The organism is Corynebacterium sp. UBA2622 (assembly GCF_002339505.1).
Lineage (GTDB): Bacteria > Actinomycetota > Actinomycetes > Mycobacteriales > Mycobacteriaceae > Corynebacterium.
Genome location: NZ_DDJO01000008.1, coordinates 39012 through 56833 on the forward strand (window position 1 = coordinate 39012; position 17822 = coordinate 56833).

Here is a 17822-nt window from a genome sequence, read left to right on the forward strand (position 1 = left end):
TGTGGCCAGCGGTTTTCGGGCGCCGAGGGTGTCGAAAGCAATCGGTTGACGCAGGCGTATACGTGTACTTCGACAACAGCGAGAGTCAACAATACAGGTTCACCCGGCCAACGCCTAATCGCCTTTCGGCACGTGGTTGCCTGTGACCGGTGTGAATTCCCGTGCTCAGAGGGCGCTGGTGGCGGCGAGGACGGCCACCGGGGCGAGCACCGCCCCGTACGCCGCGAACCGGCCCCAGGACACCCGGACTCCGGCGCGCTCGAGCTGATCGTGCCACAGCAGGGTGGCGAGGGATGCCCACGGGGTGACCAGCGGGCCAAAATTCACCCCGACAAGCAGCGCCAGGTGGCGCGCCGCGCCCCCCGTCGCTGCGGGCTCGAGCGCGAGGTAGGCGGGGAGGTTGTTGATCGCGTTCGCCGCGACCGCCCCAGCCGCGGCCAGGGCGAGGTGACCTGACCCGGCCAGGTACCCGACGATGCCGTCGGTTATCCCTGCGGCCCCGAGGAGTGCCGCGGCCGCCGACATGGCGGCGGCGAGGCCGAGGGAGGACCAGGGGACGAGGGAAAGGCCAACGGCGCCTCGCTTCTCGACGCCCACCGCCACCGCCATGGCCGAAGCCGCCGCCGTACTGGTGGCCCAGTAGGGGGCGGGGGATACCAGGGCGACGACCGTCGCGGCCAGGATGAGCAGTGCCCTCCCGGCGATCGGTCCGGTGTCTCCGGCGGGGGAGGGCTGCCGGGTCCGGGAGGAGGGGTGGATGAGGCGGACGACGTAGGAAGCGGCGACGGCTACGACGATGCCCGCCGCGGCGGGGGCCCAGGCCCGCGAGGCGTAACCCGGGGACGAACCGAAGGCTCCGCCGCCGAGGGCGAGCAGGTTGGTCAGGTTGGACACGGGAAGGGGGAGGGAGGCGAGGTTGGAGATCCACACCACCGCCAGGGCCAGGGCCGGAACGCTCAGGCCCCTCCGACGCGCGACGGCCACGGCGAGCGGGGTGAGCATGATCGCCGTCGTGTCCAGCGAGAGAAAGATGGTGGAGACAACGCAGAGTCCGAGGAACCCCGCCCAGAGGAGCTCGGTGGATCGGGCGCGCCTTTCCAGCCAGCCGGTCATCGCCTCGAACGCGCCCGCCTCCGCGGCAAGGTTGACAGTGGCGGACATGCCCGCGGCGAAACCCAGGACGGGCGCGAGCCGACGGGCCACCTCCCCGGCTTCCGGCGCGTCAACGGCAGCCAGGGCGGCGAAGAGCGCGGCGGCGGCGAGGGGCCAGGCGAGGGCGCGGGCGGGGCGGGAGCGGGGCATGGGAACACGGTAGGCGGCCGGGGCGCGGGGTTGTGGGAGGGGCGCCGGGCGGGGCGTCGAAAAGCGGTTCCCGCAGGATTAGGTGGACAGTGCCCTGACCTGTAGAATGTGGCAGGTTGCCCGGCGGTTGCCGGGCGAAGGACCATTGTCGCACCCAACTCAGGCACGATCTGCGGCGCTTCGCGGAACCGGCCTGAAGTATCAATCCTGAGGGAGACGAAGCACTAATGAAGAATGATATCCACCCGGACTACCACCCGGTGATCATTCAGGACGGTAACACCGGACACAAGTTCCTGACCCGTTCGACCATGACCTCCGACCGCACCGAGCAGTGGGAAGACGGCAACGAGTACCCGCTCGTTGTTGTCGACGTGACCTCCGAGTCCCACCCGTTCTGGACCGGTGCCCAGCGTCTCATGGATACCGCCGGCCGCGTTGAGAAGTTCAACAAGCGTTTCGGTGCCATGGCACGCCGCAAGAAGAAGTCCGCAAACTAACAGGTCGAAGGAGGATAGAAAAACATGGCAACCCCCAAGTTCCGTAAGTCCCGCGCCAACACCCACTCCCGCCGTTCGCAGTGGAAGGCTGACAACCCGCAGCTCCAGACCGTCAAGATCAACGGCCAGGAGGTGCGTATCCCGCGCCGCCTGGTCAAGGCCGCGCAGGCGGGCCTCATCGACGTCGAGCAGTTCTAGGAACCCCGTTCCAAGAACTCTGCGTCGAACTCTACGTCGCCCGAACCGGACAACCCGCGTGGTTGCCCGGTTTTTGCGTTGTCGGGGGCGGGTGATAACGGCTGCTCACCACGCACAGGGAACGTCCAGCGATTGCTACGCTTGACCCTCCCCGTCCACCAGTGCCCCAACAGTTGAGGGGTGAACAATCTTCCCCCATGAGCAACCGCATCCCGCCGCACGACCCGAACCGTGCGCCCGCCAACCAGTTCGGGGACACCACCGCGCAATTCCCGAACCAGGGCATCAAACAGGATTACAGCCAGGGCACCGACCCGGGTTTCAATCAGGGCCTCAACCCGGGCGCGAACCTGGGTTTCAACCAGGGTCCTAGCTCGGAGAACCCCTCCGTCTACCCGGTGCAGACAGCTCCCGAGCGCCAGAGGCGCTCCGCCGTCATGCCCGCGGTGGCGGCCGCCGTGGTCACCTCCCTCATTGCTGGGGCGGGCGCCGGGTACGTCGCCGGCTCCGCGGGTAAGTCGGGAGGTCAGCAGGACGCCTACAACGCCCTGGAGAACCCGAGCGCGAACAACACGGACCCGGCCCCCGAGGGCTCCGTCGAGGCCGTCGCCGCCGCTGTGCTGCCCGCAGTGGTCTCGCTCGAGGTGGAGACCCGCACCGGAATGGCGGAGGGCTCCGGGTCGATCATCTCCTCCGACGGGTACGTGCTGACCAACCACCACGTCATCGCCGAGGCGGCCAACGGTGGAGCGAAGATCACCGCGACGCTCAACGACGGCTCACGCCACCCCGCCCGGTTCATCGCCTCCGACGTGAACACCGACGTGGGCGTGGTGAAGATCGAGAACGAATCCAACCTGCCCGTGATCAACTTCGGCGACTCCAGCGGCCTGAAGGTCGGTCAGGGCGTCGTCGCCGTGGGGTCCCCGCTCGGGTTGTCGGCCACGGTGACCAGTGGCATCATATCCGCGCTCAACCGACCCGTGCGCGCCTCGCAGGGCGGCAACGACAGCTCGCTCATGGACGGCATTCAGACCGACGCCGCCATCAACCCCGGCAACTCCGGCGGGCCCCTCGTGGACATGCACGGCAACCTGATCGGCATGAACTCGGTCATCGCCTCCCTGTCCGCCGGCGGCGCGGGCGGGCAGGGGGAGAGCGGTTCCATCGGTGTCGGCTTCGCCATCCCCTCGAACTTTGCCAAGCGGGTGGCCCAGCAGCTCATCGACACGGGCAAGGCGACTCAGCCGATGCTCGGCGTACGGGTGGACATCCGCTCCGAGGGCGACGGCGCGATCGTCGCGGCGGTCGAGCCGGGCAGTCCCGCCGAGAAGGCCGGAATCAAGGCCGGCGACGTGATCACCCGCCTGGGGGATCGGCCGATCGACTCCGCCGACGCCCTCATCGCGGCCACCCGGTCCCGCGACTTCGGCGAGACCGTTCCACTCCAGGTCCGCTCGGGCAACAGCGAGCAGTCCAAATCGGTGGATGTGACGCTCAGTTCCGAGTAAGTTCAAAACGGAATTGGCCCCGCAGATCGCCCCGGATCCTCCGGCCCGCGGCGTGCGGCCCGCCACCGGGAACGCGAAAACCACAAGGAGAACGACATGACGGATGGGCTGGACACCCTGGACCCGCTCGACCTGAGCGAGCCCGACGAGGCAATCCTCCTCGCCGCCGAGCTCGAGGACCAGCCGATCCTCCCCCGCGCGCTCGTCGTGCTGGTCTCGGACCACCTCTTCGAGGCGGAGGATGATGACACCGACCGTCTCGTCTGCGAGCTGCTCAGCGAGTACGGCTACAAGGTCGACGGCGTGGTCCGGGTGAAGTCGAAGAAGTCGGACATCCGCAAGGCCATCGAGACCGGTGTCATCGGGGGTGTGGACCTCGTGCTCACCCTCGGTGGGACGGGTGTCGGGCCGCGCGACAAGACCCCGGAGGCGACGCGGGCGGTCATCGACAAGCTGGTTCCCGGCGTGGGTCAGGCGATTCGCTCCTCCGGCCAGGCGTGCGGCGCGGTCGACGCATGCACCTCCCGCGGCATCTGCGGCGTCTCCGGATCCACGGTCGTGGTCAACCTGGCTCCCTCGCGGCAGGCTGTGCGCGACGGTGTCTCCACCTTCGCCCCGCTTGTCGCGCACCTCATTGGCGAGCTCAACCGCTACAGCCTGGCATGAACGAAGCTAAGGGGCGGGTGCCCGGGCCGCGGCCGCGCCGTCGGGCCAGGCGTGTGGCGGAGGTGGATTACGACCGCACCGCTGACGCCCCCGGCAGCGCAAACGCCCCGTCCGGGAGGTGGCGGGGCGGGGACGCGGAGCGGGCGGTGATCCTCGATGAGGGAGAGGCTGCGCCGCTGGACCCGCTCGAGTACTTGGAAAACGAAAGGCCCCCGCATTACGGGGGCGACTAGCGTTTGCGAATCCCCGGCTGTGCCGGGCGGGTGCGGACTAAATCCGGTCCGAGCCGGACGGCGGGGTGGTGCCCGCTTCTCCGGTGGTCTGAGGTGCGGAGTGGGCTCCCGTCTGAGCGGAACCCTGGCCCGCCAGCAGGTCGCGGATCTCGGTGAGGAGCTCGGTGTCGGTCGGTGCCGGCTCATCCTCGTCGATGCCGCGGCGACGCTTCTGGATCTCGTCGAGCTTGTTCATCGGGGCGACGATGAAGAAGTAGACGACGGCGGCGATCAGCAGGAAGTTGATGATTGCCGTAAGCAGGGCACCGAAGTCCAGGGCGGTGTCGTCGCGGCCCGGGATGATGGGAAGCCTGAGGCCGCCGACCTCGGACCCGCCAAAGATGTTGAGCAGCGGTTTGATGATCGCGGTGGAAAACGCCGTGACGATCGCGGTGAACGCGGAACCGATGACAACACCGACGGCGAGGTCGATGACGTTGCCGCGAAGGATGAAGTCTTTGAAGCCTTTAAGCATGAGTCTCCTGAAGGTGGCGGACCCATGACCGGGTGCCGCGGATGGTTGAAAAAATGGTCCGACGAGGGCACGTGGACCCCAGGGAACTATAACCGTTGACATGTGAACAAGTAAAGAGTCAGGTGCCCGGGCGCGGTCCCTCCAGAACCACCGTCAGCGGTGCGCTGAGCGAGGCCGCGGCGACGGCGGCGGCCTGTGAATCCCGCAGGAGGAGGAGCACCGTCGCTTCACTGACCTGCTCGGCGCCCCTGTTCCCTCCCGCGCCGGCCGCGCCCGCCACCACCACCCGTCCGCCCTCCGCGACCGTGACGGGCAGGGCCGATTCCTTCGCCACGGTGATCACCCTCACGCGCGCCCCGTGGTGGAGCATGGGGATGATGTCGGGCTCCGCCAGGACGACGGGAACCATGGTGTGGGCCTCCCCGCGCGCGTCCGGGGGAACGAGGCTGCCCGCCAGGTCCGGCCCCACCAGGCGCGTCGACGTGGCCACCTCGCCCGCTGAGGCGCCGGCCGCGAGGATCTTCCCCTCCGTATCCTCAACCGAGGTGAGGGCGTTGGAGGGCACCGCACCGGGGGGCATGCGCCGCATCTCGGTGTCGCCCGGGCCGAGCACGGCGCCCGCCGCGACATCGCGGGCGAAGACGGCGACTTCCGGGTCCCCGGTTCGCGAGACGACGGCGCTGCCGATCCCCGCCGCAAGAAGCACAAGCGCCAGTGCGCGCCGCAGGAGCGTGCTGCGCCGGTGCCCGGGCGTGCGCAGAATCTCGACGAACCTCATACCCCCTTTAGACGGTGCGGGGCGGCGTCAGGTTCCGATCACACCCGCTGAACCCCTCCGGGAGTGACAACCCAATCGACCGGGACATCGTGGTCGTCGTGCGGGACCGCGTCGAGGACATCGTCGTCGTAGACCAGCGCCGCCACCGGCACCCCCTCCAGAACCGCCAGCGCCCGGTCGTAGTATCCCGCGCCCTTGCCCAACCGCATTCCCCGCTTGTCGACGGCCAGCGCCGGCGCCAGCACCACGTCGCACGAGCGCAGCACCCGGGACGTGAACCGGGCCCCTCCGGGCTCCGCGATGCCCAGCGCCCCGGCGACGGACCCGGTCTCGGAGTGCGCGCCCCACGCCAGCACACCGCCCGGCAGGGAGATGGGGAGGAAGACGGTGCGGCAGGCTCCCGACAACGCGGGGAGGAGGCCGGGGCCTCCCGGCTCGGAGGGCAGGGGGGAGTAGGCCGCGACGTTCCCCGCTGCACCCGCCCCGCAGCCCCGCCCGCGCCCGAGCTCGTCCAGGAGGGAGAGCACGTTCCGGGTCAGCGCCGCATCGAGGTCGGCCTTGGCGCCGGGGAGGGTGCGCAGGTGGCGTCGATAAGCGATGCGTTGCTCACGCACCCGCTGCTTGGCGTTCATGTCCACCATTCTCACACAGGAGTCAAAGCACCTCCGGGGCGGGTGCGCCGGGTAAGCTCGGCAATTATGCAGAATTCCCACCAGAGCCCGCTACGGGGTGTCAAAACTGTCGTTGTTCCGGCCGCGGGAATGGGTACCAGGTTCCTCCCGGCGACGAAGACGGTGCCCAAGGAGCTGCTCCCGGTCGTGGACACCCCCGGCATCGAGCTCATCGCCGAGGAGGCGGCCCAGCTAGGGGCGCAGCAGCTGGTGATCGTCACCGCTCCTGAGAAGCAGGAGATCATGCGGCACTTCGGCACCTTCGACGAGCTGCGCGAGACACTCGCCGCGCGCGGTAAGACGGAGCAGGTGAAGAAGGTCTCGCGGGCGGCGGGGCTCATCGAGGCGGTGTCGGTGGAGCAGGAAAAACCCCTCGGCCTCGGCCACGCGGTGGGGTGCGCCGAGAGCGCGCTGGACGCCGACGAGGATGTGGTCGCGGTCATGCTTCCCGACGACCTCGTTCTGCCGGCCGGGGTGATGGAGAAAATGGTTCAGGTGCGCGAGGAGCTCGGCGGTTCCGTGCTCTGCGCGTACAACGTCGACCCGGATGAAGTGTTCAATTACGGCGTCTTCGACATCGAGGAGATCGATGACGCTTCCGACGCCGCCTTCGAGGGCTTCCAGGTCAAGCGTGTGCGCGGGATGGTGGAGAAACCGGAGCCGGAGGAGGCGCCCTCGACGCTCGTCGCGACGGGGCGCTACCTGCTCGACCGCGGCATTTTCGACGCGCTCCGGCGGATCACCCCGGGCAAGGGCGGGGAACTGCAGCTCACCGATGCCATCGAGCTCATGATTCAGGAGGGCCACCCGGTGCACGTGGTGGTGCACGAGGGCAAGCGCCACGACCTGGGCAACCCCGGCGGTTACATCCCCGCCAACGTGGACTTCGGTCTGCGCCACCCGAAGTACGGACCCGCGCTGTACCACTCGCTGACGAAGATCCTCCGCGAATTCGAGGCGGAGGCGCCCGGAAACCCGGGAAAGACCTCGGCCACGGGCTAACATCGTCCCCCAGACCGCAACGACATTCCGCGGAGATTCCGCAGAGAAAACCCGGCGATGATCCGGTGAAAGGGGTTGTGACCACCGATGCGCAGCGTTGAGGACCAATTGGCGATGGTGATCGATGCGGCGCCGACCCCGGAGCCGATCCGCGTGAGCATCGCCGACGCCCTCGGCCTGATGTGCGCCGAGGAGGTCACCGCCACCCGCTCGCTGCCCGGGTTCCCGCAGGCCGCCGTGGACGGATACGCCGTGCGCTCCGTGGACGTCGGCGGAGGGGTTCCACTGGGGTCTCGCCCACCGGAGGAGGGGCGCCCGCCGGTCGATGCGTCGTTGCCCGTGGTGGGCGAGGTGGCCGCCGGTTCCCAGAAGCCGCTGCGCCTGCAGCCGCGCCAGGCTGTGCGCGTTGCCACCGGCGCGCCGCTGCCCACGTTGGCCGACGCGGTCCTGCCCCTCGAGTGGACGGACCGCGGACGCAGGCGCGTGACCGCCCAGCGCGCCGTGCGCACCGGCGACTTCGTGCGCAAGGAGGGCGATGACATCCAGCCCGGGGATGTCGCGGTGCGCGCCGGTGCTGTGCTCGGACCCGCCCAGGTGGGTCTGCTGGCCGCCGCGGGGCGGGACAAGGTGCTGGTGTACCCGCGCCCGCGCGTCGCGGTGATGTCCTACGGCCTCGAGCTGGTGGACATCGGGCGCGACCCCGGGCTCGGGCAGGTCTTCGACGTCAACTCGTACGCGTTGGCGGGAGCCACGCGGGAAGCCGGTGCCGACGTGCAGCGTGTGGGCATCGTCAACGCCGAACCGCGCAAGCTCCGCGACATCATCTCCACCCAGGTCGCACGCAGCGAGATGGTGATCATCACCGGCGCGGTCGGCGGCAGCGGCGCAACGGCTGTGCAGGAGGTGCTGTCCGACCTCGGGGAGATCGACACCACCCGCGTGGCCATGCACCCCGGGTCCGTCCAGGGCTTCGGCCTGCTCGGCGACGAGCGCGTGCCCGCGTTCCTGCTGCCCTCCAACCCTGTGGGTGCGCTCGTCATCTTCGAGACCCTCATCCGGCCCGCCATCCGCCAGTCCCTCGGAAAGCAGGCGCCGACCCGGCGCACGGTCCAGGCGCGCTCACTCGGGCCGATTCAGTCCATCCCCGGCCGCCGCGGTTTCGTGCGCGCCCGTCTCATGCGCGACGCCGAAACGGGTGATTACCTGGTGCAGAGCCTGGGGGGTCCGGCGGGCGGGCCCGCGCACCTCCTGGCCGGCTTCGCGGACGCCAACGCGATGATTGAGGTCCCCGAGGAAGTCACCGACATCCGCCCCGGTGATGTCGTCGACGTGGTCTTCCTCCAGCAACTGTCCTGATGTTCAGCTTCTTCCGCTCCCTGTCCGCCGGGACGGGCACGGGTGAGCCGGACCCCTACCACCCGGGGTGGCCCGAGGCCACGCCGGCGGTGGCGCTTCCCGACGGCACCCACCTGCGCCTCCGACCCCTGCGGGGCGCCGACGGGAAACAGTGGAGCGAGATGCGTGTGCTCGACGAGGCGTGGCTCAAGCCCGTCGAGCCCACCGTGGCGGGGACGTGGCGCGGTGCGCACAACTCGGCCGCATGGCGGAACAACTGGGGCAACCTGCGGCGCATGGCTGCCGAGGGAACCGTCGTCCCCCTCGTGATCGAGGTTGACGGCCGCTTCGCGGGCCAGGTGACCCTGGGCAACATCCAGCATGGGGTGGTCAGCGAGTGCTGGATCGGGTACTGGGTCCACTCCGCCTACATGGGCCGGGGCGTCGCGACGGCCGCGTGCGCCCTGGGGACGGACCACGCCTTCGGCCGGATCGGGCTGCACCGGGTGACGGCGACCTTCCTGCCGGAAAACCCCGCCTCCGGCCGGGTGCTGGCGGCAAACGGGTACCGCGTGGAGGGGTACATGCGCCGCAACCTGCACATTGACGGGGACTGGCGCGACCACCACTTCGTGGCCCTGAATGCGGAGGACTTCCCGACCACCGCGGTGGAGCGGCTGGCGGCCTCGGGGCGCATCGTCGCCTAAGGTGCCAGGACCGGGACACGGGGCCGGGGCATGCGGACGGGGCATTCGGGGGTTCCCGGACACGGCGTGCCTGCCTGGTGGCACGCCTGTCGGGCGATAGCCTTGGGGTCTGATTCCACCCCCGCAGCACCGCAGACTCCGTAGAAAGGTGGCGAGCCCATGGGCAGCCTCAGCCTGATCATCGTCTTGATCATCGTCGTGTGGGTCATCGTCCTGGCGCCGATGGTGATGGGCAACAACAAGCCCATCCGCCGGTCAGGCGAGGGATATGACGAGACACGCGTGCTCCATGCCGGTGGAACGGCGCCGGTCAGCGGCCGCCGCCGGCCCAGGCTCACCCCGGCCGACGTGCACCGCTTCGGCGATGACGGCGACTACGAGGTCGTCGAGGCCGTCGACGCCTCCGCTGCCGAGGACGACTCCGTTCTCGCGGAGGATGCCGGTGGCTCCACCGCGGTCTCCCTGCGCGGCTTCTTCACCCGCCGGGATGCCCGGGCGTCGGAGAAGGGCACCAGCGATGACCACGGCTCCACGATTGACGGCGAGGTTGTCGAGCCCGAGTCCGAGGCGGGGACCGGGGCCGACGAGGCCACAACCGCCGACGGGCACGCGCCGGAGGAGGCCTCCGGGTCCACGGCCTACTCCGTGCTCACCGCGGAGCGTGACGGGGAGGGTGCTGACGCGGGTGCAGCCGACGGCGCGTCCGAGCCCTACACCCTTGACGAGACGTACGTCTCTCCCAGTGACTACGGCTACCGCGACCTCGACGAGGGGCGTGGCGTCACTGTACTCAGGGAAGAGGATTCGGTGGATGCCGTGCATGCCGTGGATGCCTCGTCAACGCCCGCGGGGGAGGGAAACGAGCCCGCCCTTTCGGGCAGCACCGCCGCCGTCGCAGATGGCGGAGCGGTGACCGCGGCCGACACCGAGCTCACGGACGAGGAGATCGAATTCGCCCGCTCCCGCAGCCACCGCGGAGGCTGGGACCCCGAGCGGGAGAAGGCATCCAAGGCGGACCGCTTTCAGCGGCGCCAGCGCACGCTGCTGGGGCTGATCGTCGCCGACGTGGTCACCTTCGTCGCGGCGTTCGTCGCCGGTGGTTGGGTCTGGGTCCTCCCGGTGGCCGCTATCGTGCTCACGGCCTGGTTCATGGCGGCCCTGCGCCGTGTCGTGCAGAAGGAACGCGCACTGCAGGCGCACCGTGTGCGCCAGCTGCGCCGGGCCCGCATGGGCGTCATCTCCCAGGAGAGTGGCGCCGCCGCGACCCGGTTCCGCCGCCGCCCGGGCGCTGTGATCGTCGAGATGGACGACGAAAGCCCCGACTTTGAGCAGCTTCCGGTCTACCGCGGCGAACCGGTGGTCGAGGAGCCGCGCCGGGGCCGCGAATTCCGTCCCGTGCCGCGGCGCGACGACTTTCGAGCCACCGCGCGTGCGAGCTAAAAATGCGCGTTGAACTGCGCGTTTCTCCTTTTTCCGGGACCGGAGTAAGGTCATCCGTGCGGAAAACGCAGAGGGGCTATAGCTCAGTTGGTAGAGCGTCGCGTTCGCAATGCGAAGGTCTGGGGTTCGATTCCCCATAGCTCCACAGGCGGCGGGTCCCGGTCATTACGACTGGGACCCGCTTTTTTGGTGTCTACGTCCGGGAGGTCCGCCCGCGCGGTCCGCGTGGGCATCGGGCCGGGGACGGATGGGACGCGGCGGCTTACCAGTGGCCGCGGGCTGCTAGCGGGCGAAGGCGAATCGAACCCAGTTGCCGAACTCGCACGCGAGGTGAACCTGGTGCCAGCCGATCAGGTAGGAGGGAGTGAAACGGGGGAACTCGACGAGGAGGCGCGCGTGTAAGCCGCCGGCTTCGTCCCGCAACTGATGGCGGACCCCGCCAATGGCCCGGCCGTGGGTGTCCCGCGCCACCCCGGCGAGTTCGAGTGGGAACGCCGCGTTCCTCGCGGAGGCGAGGCCCGAGGTGTCCGTGTAATCGACGAAGAATCGCGTGGCGAAGGGGCTGCCGCCGGTGGTCTCGATGACCTCCTGGCTCCCGTCGGGGGCTGTGTCGATGAGGAAGTGGTCCGGGTTGGCCGCCACCATGCTCAGTGCGTAGTCGTCCCGGTGGATGTCCGTGAACCAGTCAACGAAACCCGCGGAGCTACCGCCGGTGACGTGGAGGTCGCAAATGCTCTGGCGGCTGCGGCCCCGCGAGGTGACCGAACCGGCGCATGCGATCACATCCGAGGCAAAGAGATCGCGCGACAGACGGTGCCGGATCTCCACCGGGTCGAGATCGAGCTTGGCGCGGGCGAAATCGAACCGCCTCCCGTCTCCCTCCCCGGCGGGCACCGGAAGGCCGATCTTCTTCGCGGCGCGTTCGAAGCGGGCGTTCTCCCAGCCCTGGACGGTGCCGGGCGGCGTGGTGCGGCCGTTGATGACGGTGCGGATGGTTATGTCGCTCATAGATGGTGTCCTTCCTCGGTGGGTCCGGGTAGCGCGCCCACGAAGGCCGGGGCTTTCCCGGGTGTCGAAAAGCTCGAGCCCTTCGGTGCCCCAATGGGCTGCGTATCAGGGGTGTGCTGCGCCCCCACGGCGAGCAGGGCAGCGGCCGCGAGCATCACGGCGGGCACAGTGTACTTTCTCACCCCAGCGAGTGTAGGCGCGGTGTACATTGTCCCCGTGCCGGCCTCCCCCTCACCACCCGTTTCCGCCGCGGCGCTGCGCCGCGCGGTGATGGTGGTTGCGTTACTGAACCTCCTGTACTTCTTCGTGGAGTTCTCCACCGCCGCGGCCATCGGTTCGGCCTCGCTGTTCGCGGACTCCGCGGACTTCCTGGAGGACACCGCCATCAACCTGCTCGTTTTCTTCGCGGTGGCCCTGCCCGCCCCGCGGCGCCGCGCCATGGGAGGGGTGCTGGCGGTGCTCATTTTGGTCCCCGCGGTGGCGGCGCTGGCGACGGTCGTCCTCAAGGTCCTCCGGCCCGTCGCGCCCTCGCCGGAGGGCCTCACCCTGACGGCGCTGGGGGCACTGGCGGTGAATGTGGCGTGCGCCGTGATCCTGCTCCGGGTGCGCGGCACCGGCACGTCCCTGGCCACGGGAGCGTGGCTCGCCGCGCGCAACGACGCCCTCGCGGACCTGCTCATCATCGCCGCCGGCCTGGCGAGCCTCGCGTGGCCCACCGCGTGGTTCGACATCGCGGCGGGTTTGCTCATCGCCCTTGTGAACTTCTCCGCATTCCGGGAAGTGTGGGAGGAGTCCCGGGAGGAGCACGGCTCGGTGGGGGAGGCCTTTGCGGAAATGGACCGCGATTAGCGCCGGATTAGCGCCGGATTAGCGCCAGCTACGCCGTCGGCGTTGCGACGTCCTGACCGACGCGGAAGTGGAGCAGTGCCACCCGGTCCTCAGCGAGGGCACCGTAGGCGCGCTCCACGGCCCCCGCGACCGCGTCGTTGCTTTCCACCGTTTCCGCCCACGCCCCCATCGAGCTGGCCCAGGCGGCGAAGTCCGGGTTAACCAGCTGGGTGCCCTCCACGCGGCCCGGGTACTTCTTCTCCTGGAACTCGCGGATGGTGCCGTACTGCTCGTTGTCCAGGAGGATGACCAGCATGGGTGTGCCGTAACGCACCGCGGTGATCAGCTCCTGGCCGTTCATCATCAGCTCACCGTCGCCCGTGAAGGCCACCACCGTCCGCTCGGGGTGGGCGAGCTTGGCGGCCAGGGCGGCGGCGACGCTGTAGCCCATGGCTCCGAGACGGGTGGCCAGCATGGACGGGTAAGTGCGGGTGGGGAAGTAACGCTGCGGCCAGGCGCAGTGGCTGCCCGCGCCGAAGGTGCACAGCGCGTCCTCGGGCAGGGCGGACGTGAGGCATTCCATGACGTGGTAGAAATCCACTGCTCCCGCGGGAAGGGCCGGGAAGCGGTCGCCCTCCGCCGGGATCGTGGAGTAGCGCTCGTGGTTGGCCCGGGCCGTGTCGAACCACTCGCCGGTGTCGGGGGTCGGCCCGAGGTCGAGCCCGGGGAGCGCCTGGGCGAAGGCCGCCGGGTCCGCCAGAACGTGGTGGGAGACGTGTCCGGAGTGTCCCTTGAGCTCCGCGTCAGCGTTGACGACGATGTTGCGGCAGGACGTGCCCTGGCGGAGGGTGAAGTTGTCGGTCGGCTTGTCGCTCAGCTTCGCACCGATGCAGAGGACCAGGTCGGCATCCTGCAGCAGCCGCGCGGCGTATTCGCTGCGGGCGGTGCCGAGCCAGCCGGCGTTGGCGGGGGAGTCGAAGCGGATTCTGTCCGAGGCGCGCATGTCCCCGAGCACGGGGATCTGGTGGCGCTCCGCGAACTCCTGGATGGCGTCGCACGCCTCCTGCGTCCACCCCTGACCGCCCTCCACGATGACCGGCCGGCTGGATGTCTCGAGGGCGCGGGCGACGGTGTCGAGGTCGGTGGGGGAGACGGCGCCGTGCGCCTCCGCCAGGGGCAGGGCGAGGTCCCCGGTGAAGATCTTTTCCGTGACATCCTCCGGCAGGCCCACCACCACGGGGCCGCGCCGGCCGGACTCGGCGAGGTGGAAGGCGTCGGTGACAACCCGGCTCGCGCGCGAGGGGTCGTCCAGGATGAACACGCCCTTGGTGATGTCGCTGAACCACGCGGTGGCGTCAAACTCCTGGAAGGAGTCCCGGTAACGGTCCTGGGTGGGAACGAGGCCGATGAACAGCACGAGAGGGGTCTCGTCCTGCCAGGCGGTGTAGACGCCGATCTTCGCGTTGGCCGCACCGGGGCCGCGGGTGACCATCGCCACGCCCGCGCGGCCCGTGGCCTTCCCGTGGGCCTCCGCCGCGAAGGTCGCACCGCCCTCGTGGCGGCACACGACCGCGGTGATGTCGGTGTCGTACAACCCGTCCAGCACGGCGAGGAAGCTCTCGCCCGGTACGGTGTAGACGCGCGGAACACCGAGGGTTTCAAGGGTGCGGGCTATGGCTGCGCCAACGTGCATGAGGGGATGGACCTCCGGGGTAGGGGTTGTGACGTGTCACACGGAACCCAACCCAGCATGCTCCTTTGCGCATGGGTTCGCCACACCATCCGACGCACGGGCGCGGGCGGGAACCCTCAGGCGGGCCACACCCCGGACGCCCCGCGCCTCCACGTGCCCACGAGGTTCGTGTCCAGGACACCTGTGGACTCCATCAGCGCGTACATGGTTACGGGCCCGACGAAAGTGAAGCCGCGCTTCTTCAGGTCCTTCGCCAGCGCCACCGACTCCGGGGAGCTCACCGGGACCTCGTCCATCGTCAGCGGGGCGGGGGTTGACACGGGTTGGTGGGACCAGACGAGTTCGCCCAGGTGCGTGCCCTCCCCGCGCAGCGCGAGCGTGGCCCGGGCGTTGGTCAGCACCGCGCGCAGTTTGCGGGGGTTGCGGATCAGGGTGGCGTCGTCGAGCAGGTGCTCAACGCCCTCCATGCGCGCGACGGCATCCGGGTCGAAACCGTGGAAGGCGGCGCGCAGCGCGTCGCGGCGCTGCAGGATGAGCCGCCAGGACAGGCCGACCTGGAAACCCTCGAGGCAGACCCGTTCGAACATGCCCTGCTCGTCACGCACGGGCATGCCCCACTCTGTGTCGTAGTACTCGCGGAGCAGGGGATCGCGCGCCGCCCAGGGCGGGCGGGCGCGGCCGTCATCGCCCACGACGGGGCCGTTTTCATCGCACATATCTTCTTAGACTGGTGTTCCGGCTGTTTCATTCCATCTGTACTCTTACGGTCATGAACAGGCCAGCGGTTCGCGATTTCGCGCTTCTTCTACTGCGCATTGTCACCGGAGCCGTCTTCGTCGCACGCGGCTATTGCAGCTGGTTCCAGGTCGGCATGGCCCGCACCGCCGACGACCTCGCCGCGGCGGGAGTGCCGCAGCCTAAGCCGTCCGCCTACCTCTCCGGGACGGTGGAGCTCATCGGTGGCTCGCTGCTCATCATCGGCCTGTTGACCACGCTCGTGGCCACCATCCTCGCGCTCCTCGCGCTCGCCGCCGGTTACTTCGTGCACCTGAGCCAGGGGTTCTTCGTGGAATCGGGAGGGTTTGAGTACACGATGGTCCTCGCCGCCGCGCTGATGGTCGTGGTGGTCTTCGGCTCCGGACGCGCCAGCCTGGACAAGGTGCTCACCCGTGCTTAGCCACGAGGAGGTGCAGGCCGCGCTCTCCGCCCGCATGGACGGGGAGACCGCGGGGCTTGACGACGCCGTCGTCGACGCCCACCTCGAGCAGTGCGGGGAATGCCGCGCCTACTGGGACCGGCTGCTCTCGCTCTCCCGGAACTTGAGTTTCGTCGAGGTGGGCGGTGGCATGGCGCCCCCGCCGGACCTGTCCGAGGTCATCCTCGCCGGGGTGGAAAGCGAGTGGCGGCGCTTCGCCCGCCGCCGCTCGGCGGCGCTGGCCGTGGGCAGGCTCACCCTCGGCATCCTGGCCGTGATGTGGGCGGTGTGGGCCGTGCGCCTCGTGGTCACCACCGGCGGCATGGTGCCCGTCGACGTGCCCGCGGCATCCGGTGGCGTCGGCGGCACCGACAGCTCGGACCTCGCCGGGCTGCTCATCTCCGCCGCGGCGGTGCGTTTCGGCGTCGCGCTGGCGCTGGCGCTCGCGGCGTGGAAGCCCGGTCAGATACCGGGGATCCTGCTGGTGGTGGGCACCATGTTCACCTTCACCCTGGGCTTCGCGGTGCGCGACATGATCCTCTACTCCGCCCACGGGGTGCTCGGCCACGTGCTCATCCTGCTCCTCACGCTTCTCTCACTCGCCGTGACGTGGGCCGTGGACCGCGGCACCGACATGCGCCGCGCGTGGCGCCTGCTCAGCGCCGACCCGGCGTAGCCGCGCGGCGGTTCCGGGCCTACTTCCAGCTCGGCAGCCACATGAGCGACTGGTAGTAGCTTTCCGGAACCCGCAGCCCGTAGAGGATGGGGGACCAGTAGAGGAACATCGCCACCACGACCGCCAGGTACGCGACCGCCGCGAGCTGCCCCGTGGTGACGGGGTAGCCGGCGATCCTGCGGATCCACGGCGTACGAACCGGCCGGCCCGTCCCCGCGACGCGCCCCACGGCCATGGCGAGGAGGACGATCGTGAACGGGACCAGGGCGGTGGCGTAGAAGAAGTACATCTGCCTGTCAAAGGCCGCCAGCCACGGCAGGAAACCCGCCGCGAACGCCACCAGCGGCACGATTACGCGGGTATCGCGCCGGGTCAGCCACGACCACGCCGCCCACGCGAGCACGGGAATGGTCAGCCACCAGATGGCGGGGGTGCCGAAGAGGAAGATCATCTCCCTGCACGACTGCCCCCCGGCGCACTTCAGGTCAGTCGCCGAGTAGTAGAGGATCGGCCGCGCCGCCACCAGCCAGGCCCACGGCTTCGAGTCCCACGGGTGGGAGTGCCCGCTTGACGACGTCAGGGAACCGTGGAACTGCAGAACGGAGAGCTGGTAGTAGAGCCAGCTGGCCACGGTGGCGGGGAGGTGGGACAGCCACGGCCAGTCGCTCCTGGCCACGGTTCCGTCGACGGCCGCGTGGCGGTAGACCGACGTCTCGGAGGCGAACCACGCCCGCCAGGACCAGACGTACAGGGCGGCGGGGAGCGCGACGAGGGAGGCGAGGGCGGAGGGGACGTCGCGAAGCAGCGCCCCCGCGAGCGGGCGGGCGACCCCGTAGCGCCGGCGCAGCCAGAGGTCCCAGAACGCGCTGAGCAGGCCGAAGAACGCGATGTAGTACAGCCCCGACCACTTCACCGACAGGGACAGGCCCAAAAGGACGCCGGTGGCGAAGCGCCACCAGCGGAATCCCAGGCGCGGCCCGAACGGGCCGGCCGGGTCGATTTCGCCGGCGAGCCACGCGGCGTGGAGGCGGCCGTGGACCTCGCGCATGTCACCGGCCAGGGTCCAGGCGGCGGCGACGATGAAGAGCACCTGGAAGATGTCGAGCATGCCGAACTTCGAGGCAACGAGCAGCACGCCGTCGCACACCGCGATAAACCCCGCCACCGTGGCCAGCACCGTCGACTGGGTCAGCCGGCGGCACAGGAGGAAGATGAAGGCCACCACGGCGGTGCCGAACACGGCCGTCACCGCGCGCCACCCCAGCGGGGTGTAGCCGAACAGGGCCTCGCCGATGGCCAGGAGCTGCTTGCCCAGCGGGGGGTGGACCACCAGACCGTAACCCGGGTTGGACTCGATGCCCCCCAGCACCGGGTTGACGCTCGAGCGGACCATGTCCCACGCCTGCGGAACATAGTGCTTCTCGTCGAAGATGGGGGTTCCGCCGGCGGTGGGCTGCACCAGCCCGAGGAGGCGGGTGAACAGCGCGGCAACGGTGACCCAGAGCAGCGCCAGGGTGTCGCGGCGCGCCCACGGAACGGCCAGCGGGGCGGCCGGGGCCGGCGGG

The 17822-nt window shown here is 69.7% G+C and carries 20 protein-coding genes and 1 tRNA gene; 13 read left to right on the forward strand and 8 right to left on the reverse strand.

Annotated features, from left to right (window positions below; all coding sequences use genetic code 11):
- Window positions 1-165: 165 nt before the first annotated feature.
- Complete coding sequence (locus tag B3611_RS02475) at window positions 166-1302, reverse strand: SLC13 family permease (RefSeq protein ID WP_291313492.1); 1137 nt, start codon at window positions 1300-1302, stop codon at window positions 166-168.
- Window positions 1303-1529: 227 nt separating this feature from the next.
- On the opposite strand from B3611_RS02475, the gene B3611_RS02480 reads away from it, so the two are divergent.
- From B3611_RS02480 to B3611_RS02500, 5 genes are all read left to right on the forward strand, one after another.
- Window positions 1530-1802: a type B 50S ribosomal protein L31 gene (locus B3611_RS02480; RefSeq protein ID WP_291313493.1), complete on the forward strand. Its 273-nt coding sequence runs from the start codon at window positions 1530-1532 to the stop codon at window positions 1800-1802.
- 24 nt (window positions 1803-1826) lie between these two features.
- Window positions 1827-2000: a 50S ribosomal protein L32 gene (gene rpmF / locus B3611_RS02485; RefSeq protein WP_291313494.1), complete on the forward strand. Its 174-nt coding sequence runs from the start codon at window positions 1827-1829 to the stop codon at window positions 1998-2000.
- Between the two features lie 197 nt (window positions 2001-2197).
- Window positions 2198-3511 carry a S1C family serine protease gene (locus B3611_RS02490; RefSeq protein ID WP_414646287.1) on the forward strand — a complete coding sequence of 438 codons (1314 nt, stop codon included), beginning with the start codon at window positions 2198-2200 and terminating at the stop codon, window positions 3509-3511.
- A gap of 96 nt (window positions 3512-3607) precedes the next feature.
- Entirely contained in the window at window positions 3608-4177 is a 570-nt protein-coding gene (locus B3611_RS02495; RefSeq protein WP_291313495.1) for a MogA/MoaB family molybdenum cofactor biosynthesis protein, read from the forward strand.
- Window positions 4174-4410, forward strand: a complete 237-nt coding sequence (locus tag B3611_RS02500) for a hypothetical protein (RefSeq protein WP_291313496.1) — start codon at window positions 4174-4176, stop codon at window positions 4408-4410. The genes B3611_RS02495 and B3611_RS02500 overlap by 4 nt, the downstream gene beginning before the upstream one ends.
- A 37-nt stretch (window positions 4411-4447) precedes the next feature.
- Here the strand turns inward: B3611_RS02500 and mscL are convergent, their stop codons facing one another.
- From mscL to B3611_RS02515, 3 genes are all read right to left on the reverse strand, one after another.
- Window positions 4448-4924: a large-conductance mechanosensitive channel protein MscL gene (mscL, locus tag B3611_RS02505; RefSeq protein ID WP_291313497.1), complete on the reverse strand. Its 477-nt coding sequence runs from the start codon at window positions 4922-4924 to the stop codon at window positions 4448-4450.
- 118 nt (window positions 4925-5042) lie between these two features.
- Window positions 5043-5702: an SAF domain-containing protein gene (locus tag B3611_RS02510; protein WP_291313498.1), complete on the reverse strand. Its 660-nt coding sequence runs from the start codon at window positions 5700-5702 to the stop codon at window positions 5043-5045.
- Between the two features lie 38 nt (window positions 5703-5740).
- Window positions 5741-6334, reverse strand: a complete 594-nt coding sequence (locus B3611_RS02515) for a 5-formyltetrahydrofolate cyclo-ligase (protein ID WP_291313499.1) — start codon at window positions 6332-6334, stop codon at window positions 5741-5743.
- Between the two features lie 66 nt (window positions 6335-6400).
- Here B3611_RS02515 and B3611_RS02520 point away from each other — a divergent pair, with 66 nt between their 5' ends.
- The 5 genes from B3611_RS02520 (at window position 6401) to B3611_RS02540 (ending at window position 11002) form a co-directional block, all read left to right on the forward strand.
- Window positions 6401-7375: a UTP--glucose-1-phosphate uridylyltransferase gene (locus B3611_RS02520; RefSeq protein WP_291313500.1), complete on the forward strand. Its 975-nt coding sequence runs from the start codon at window positions 6401-6403 to the stop codon at window positions 7373-7375.
- 87 nt (window positions 7376-7462) lie between these two features.
- On the forward strand, window positions 7463-8731 hold the full coding sequence (gene glp / locus B3611_RS02525; RefSeq protein WP_291313501.1) for a gephyrin-like molybdotransferase Glp: 1269 nt from the start codon (window positions 7463-7465) through the stop codon (window positions 8729-8731).
- Entirely contained in the window at window positions 8731-9417 is a 687-nt protein-coding gene (locus tag B3611_RS02530; RefSeq protein WP_291313502.1) for a GNAT family N-acetyltransferase, read from the forward strand. The genes glp and B3611_RS02530 overlap by 1 nt, the downstream gene beginning before the upstream one ends.
- Window positions 9418-9576: 159 nt before the next feature.
- Window positions 9577-10857, forward strand: a complete 1281-nt coding sequence (gene glpR / locus B3611_RS02535; protein ID WP_291313503.1) for a gephyrin-like molybdotransferase receptor GlpR — start codon at window positions 9577-9579, stop codon at window positions 10855-10857.
- 72 nt (window positions 10858-10929) lie between these two features.
- Window positions 10930-11002, forward strand: a tRNA-Ala gene (locus B3611_RS02540).
- A 137-nt stretch (window positions 11003-11139) separates the two neighbouring features.
- On the opposite strand, the gene B3611_RS02545 is transcribed toward B3611_RS02540, so the two are convergent.
- The gene (locus B3611_RS02545; RefSeq protein ID WP_291313504.1) at window positions 11140-11865 is read right to left on the reverse strand and encodes a hypothetical protein; all 726 of its coding nucleotides are present in this window, start codon (window positions 11863-11865) and stop codon (window positions 11140-11142) included.
- A 216-nt stretch (window positions 11866-12081) separates the two neighbouring features.
- On the opposite strand from B3611_RS02545, the gene B3611_RS02550 reads away from it, so the two are divergent.
- A complete protein-coding gene (locus B3611_RS02550) occupies window positions 12082-12714 on the forward strand; it encodes a cation transporter (RefSeq protein ID WP_291313505.1) in 633 nt (210 codons plus the stop codon).
- Between the two features lie 28 nt (window positions 12715-12742).
- Here B3611_RS02550 and B3611_RS02555 read toward each other — a convergent pair whose 3' ends face one another.
- Both B3611_RS02555 and B3611_RS02560 read right to left on the reverse strand, forming a co-directional pair.
- On the reverse strand, window positions 12743-14386 hold the full coding sequence (locus B3611_RS02555) for a thiamine pyrophosphate-dependent enzyme (RefSeq protein WP_291313506.1): 1644 nt from the start codon (window positions 14384-14386) through the stop codon (window positions 12743-12745).
- Window positions 14387-14502: 116 nt separating this feature from the next.
- Entirely contained in the window at window positions 14503-15102 is a 600-nt protein-coding gene (locus B3611_RS02560) for a DNA-3-methyladenine glycosylase I (protein ID WP_291313507.1), read from the reverse strand.
- A gap of 53 nt (window positions 15103-15155) precedes the next feature.
- Between B3611_RS02560 and B3611_RS02565 the strand changes: the two genes are divergently transcribed.
- Together B3611_RS02565 and B3611_RS02570 are read left to right on the forward strand one after the other, a co-directional pair.
- Window positions 15156-15563, forward strand: coding sequence for a DoxX family protein (locus B3611_RS02565; protein ID WP_291313508.1), 408 nt, complete (start codon window positions 15156-15158; stop codon window positions 15561-15563).
- The gene (locus B3611_RS02570) at window positions 15556-16257 is read left to right on the forward strand and encodes a zf-HC2 domain-containing protein (RefSeq protein ID WP_291313509.1); all 702 of its coding nucleotides are present in this window, start codon (window positions 15556-15558) and stop codon (window positions 16255-16257) included. Before B3611_RS02565 ends, B3611_RS02570 begins: the two co-directional genes overlap by 8 nt.
- Window positions 16258-16276: 19 nt before the next feature.
- Here the strand turns inward: B3611_RS02570 and B3611_RS02575 are convergent.
- Window positions 16277-17822, reverse strand: a 1546-nt coding sequence (locus tag B3611_RS02575) for a dolichyl-phosphate-mannose--protein mannosyltransferase (protein ID WP_291313510.1), incomplete at its 5' end; no start/stop codon positions are given.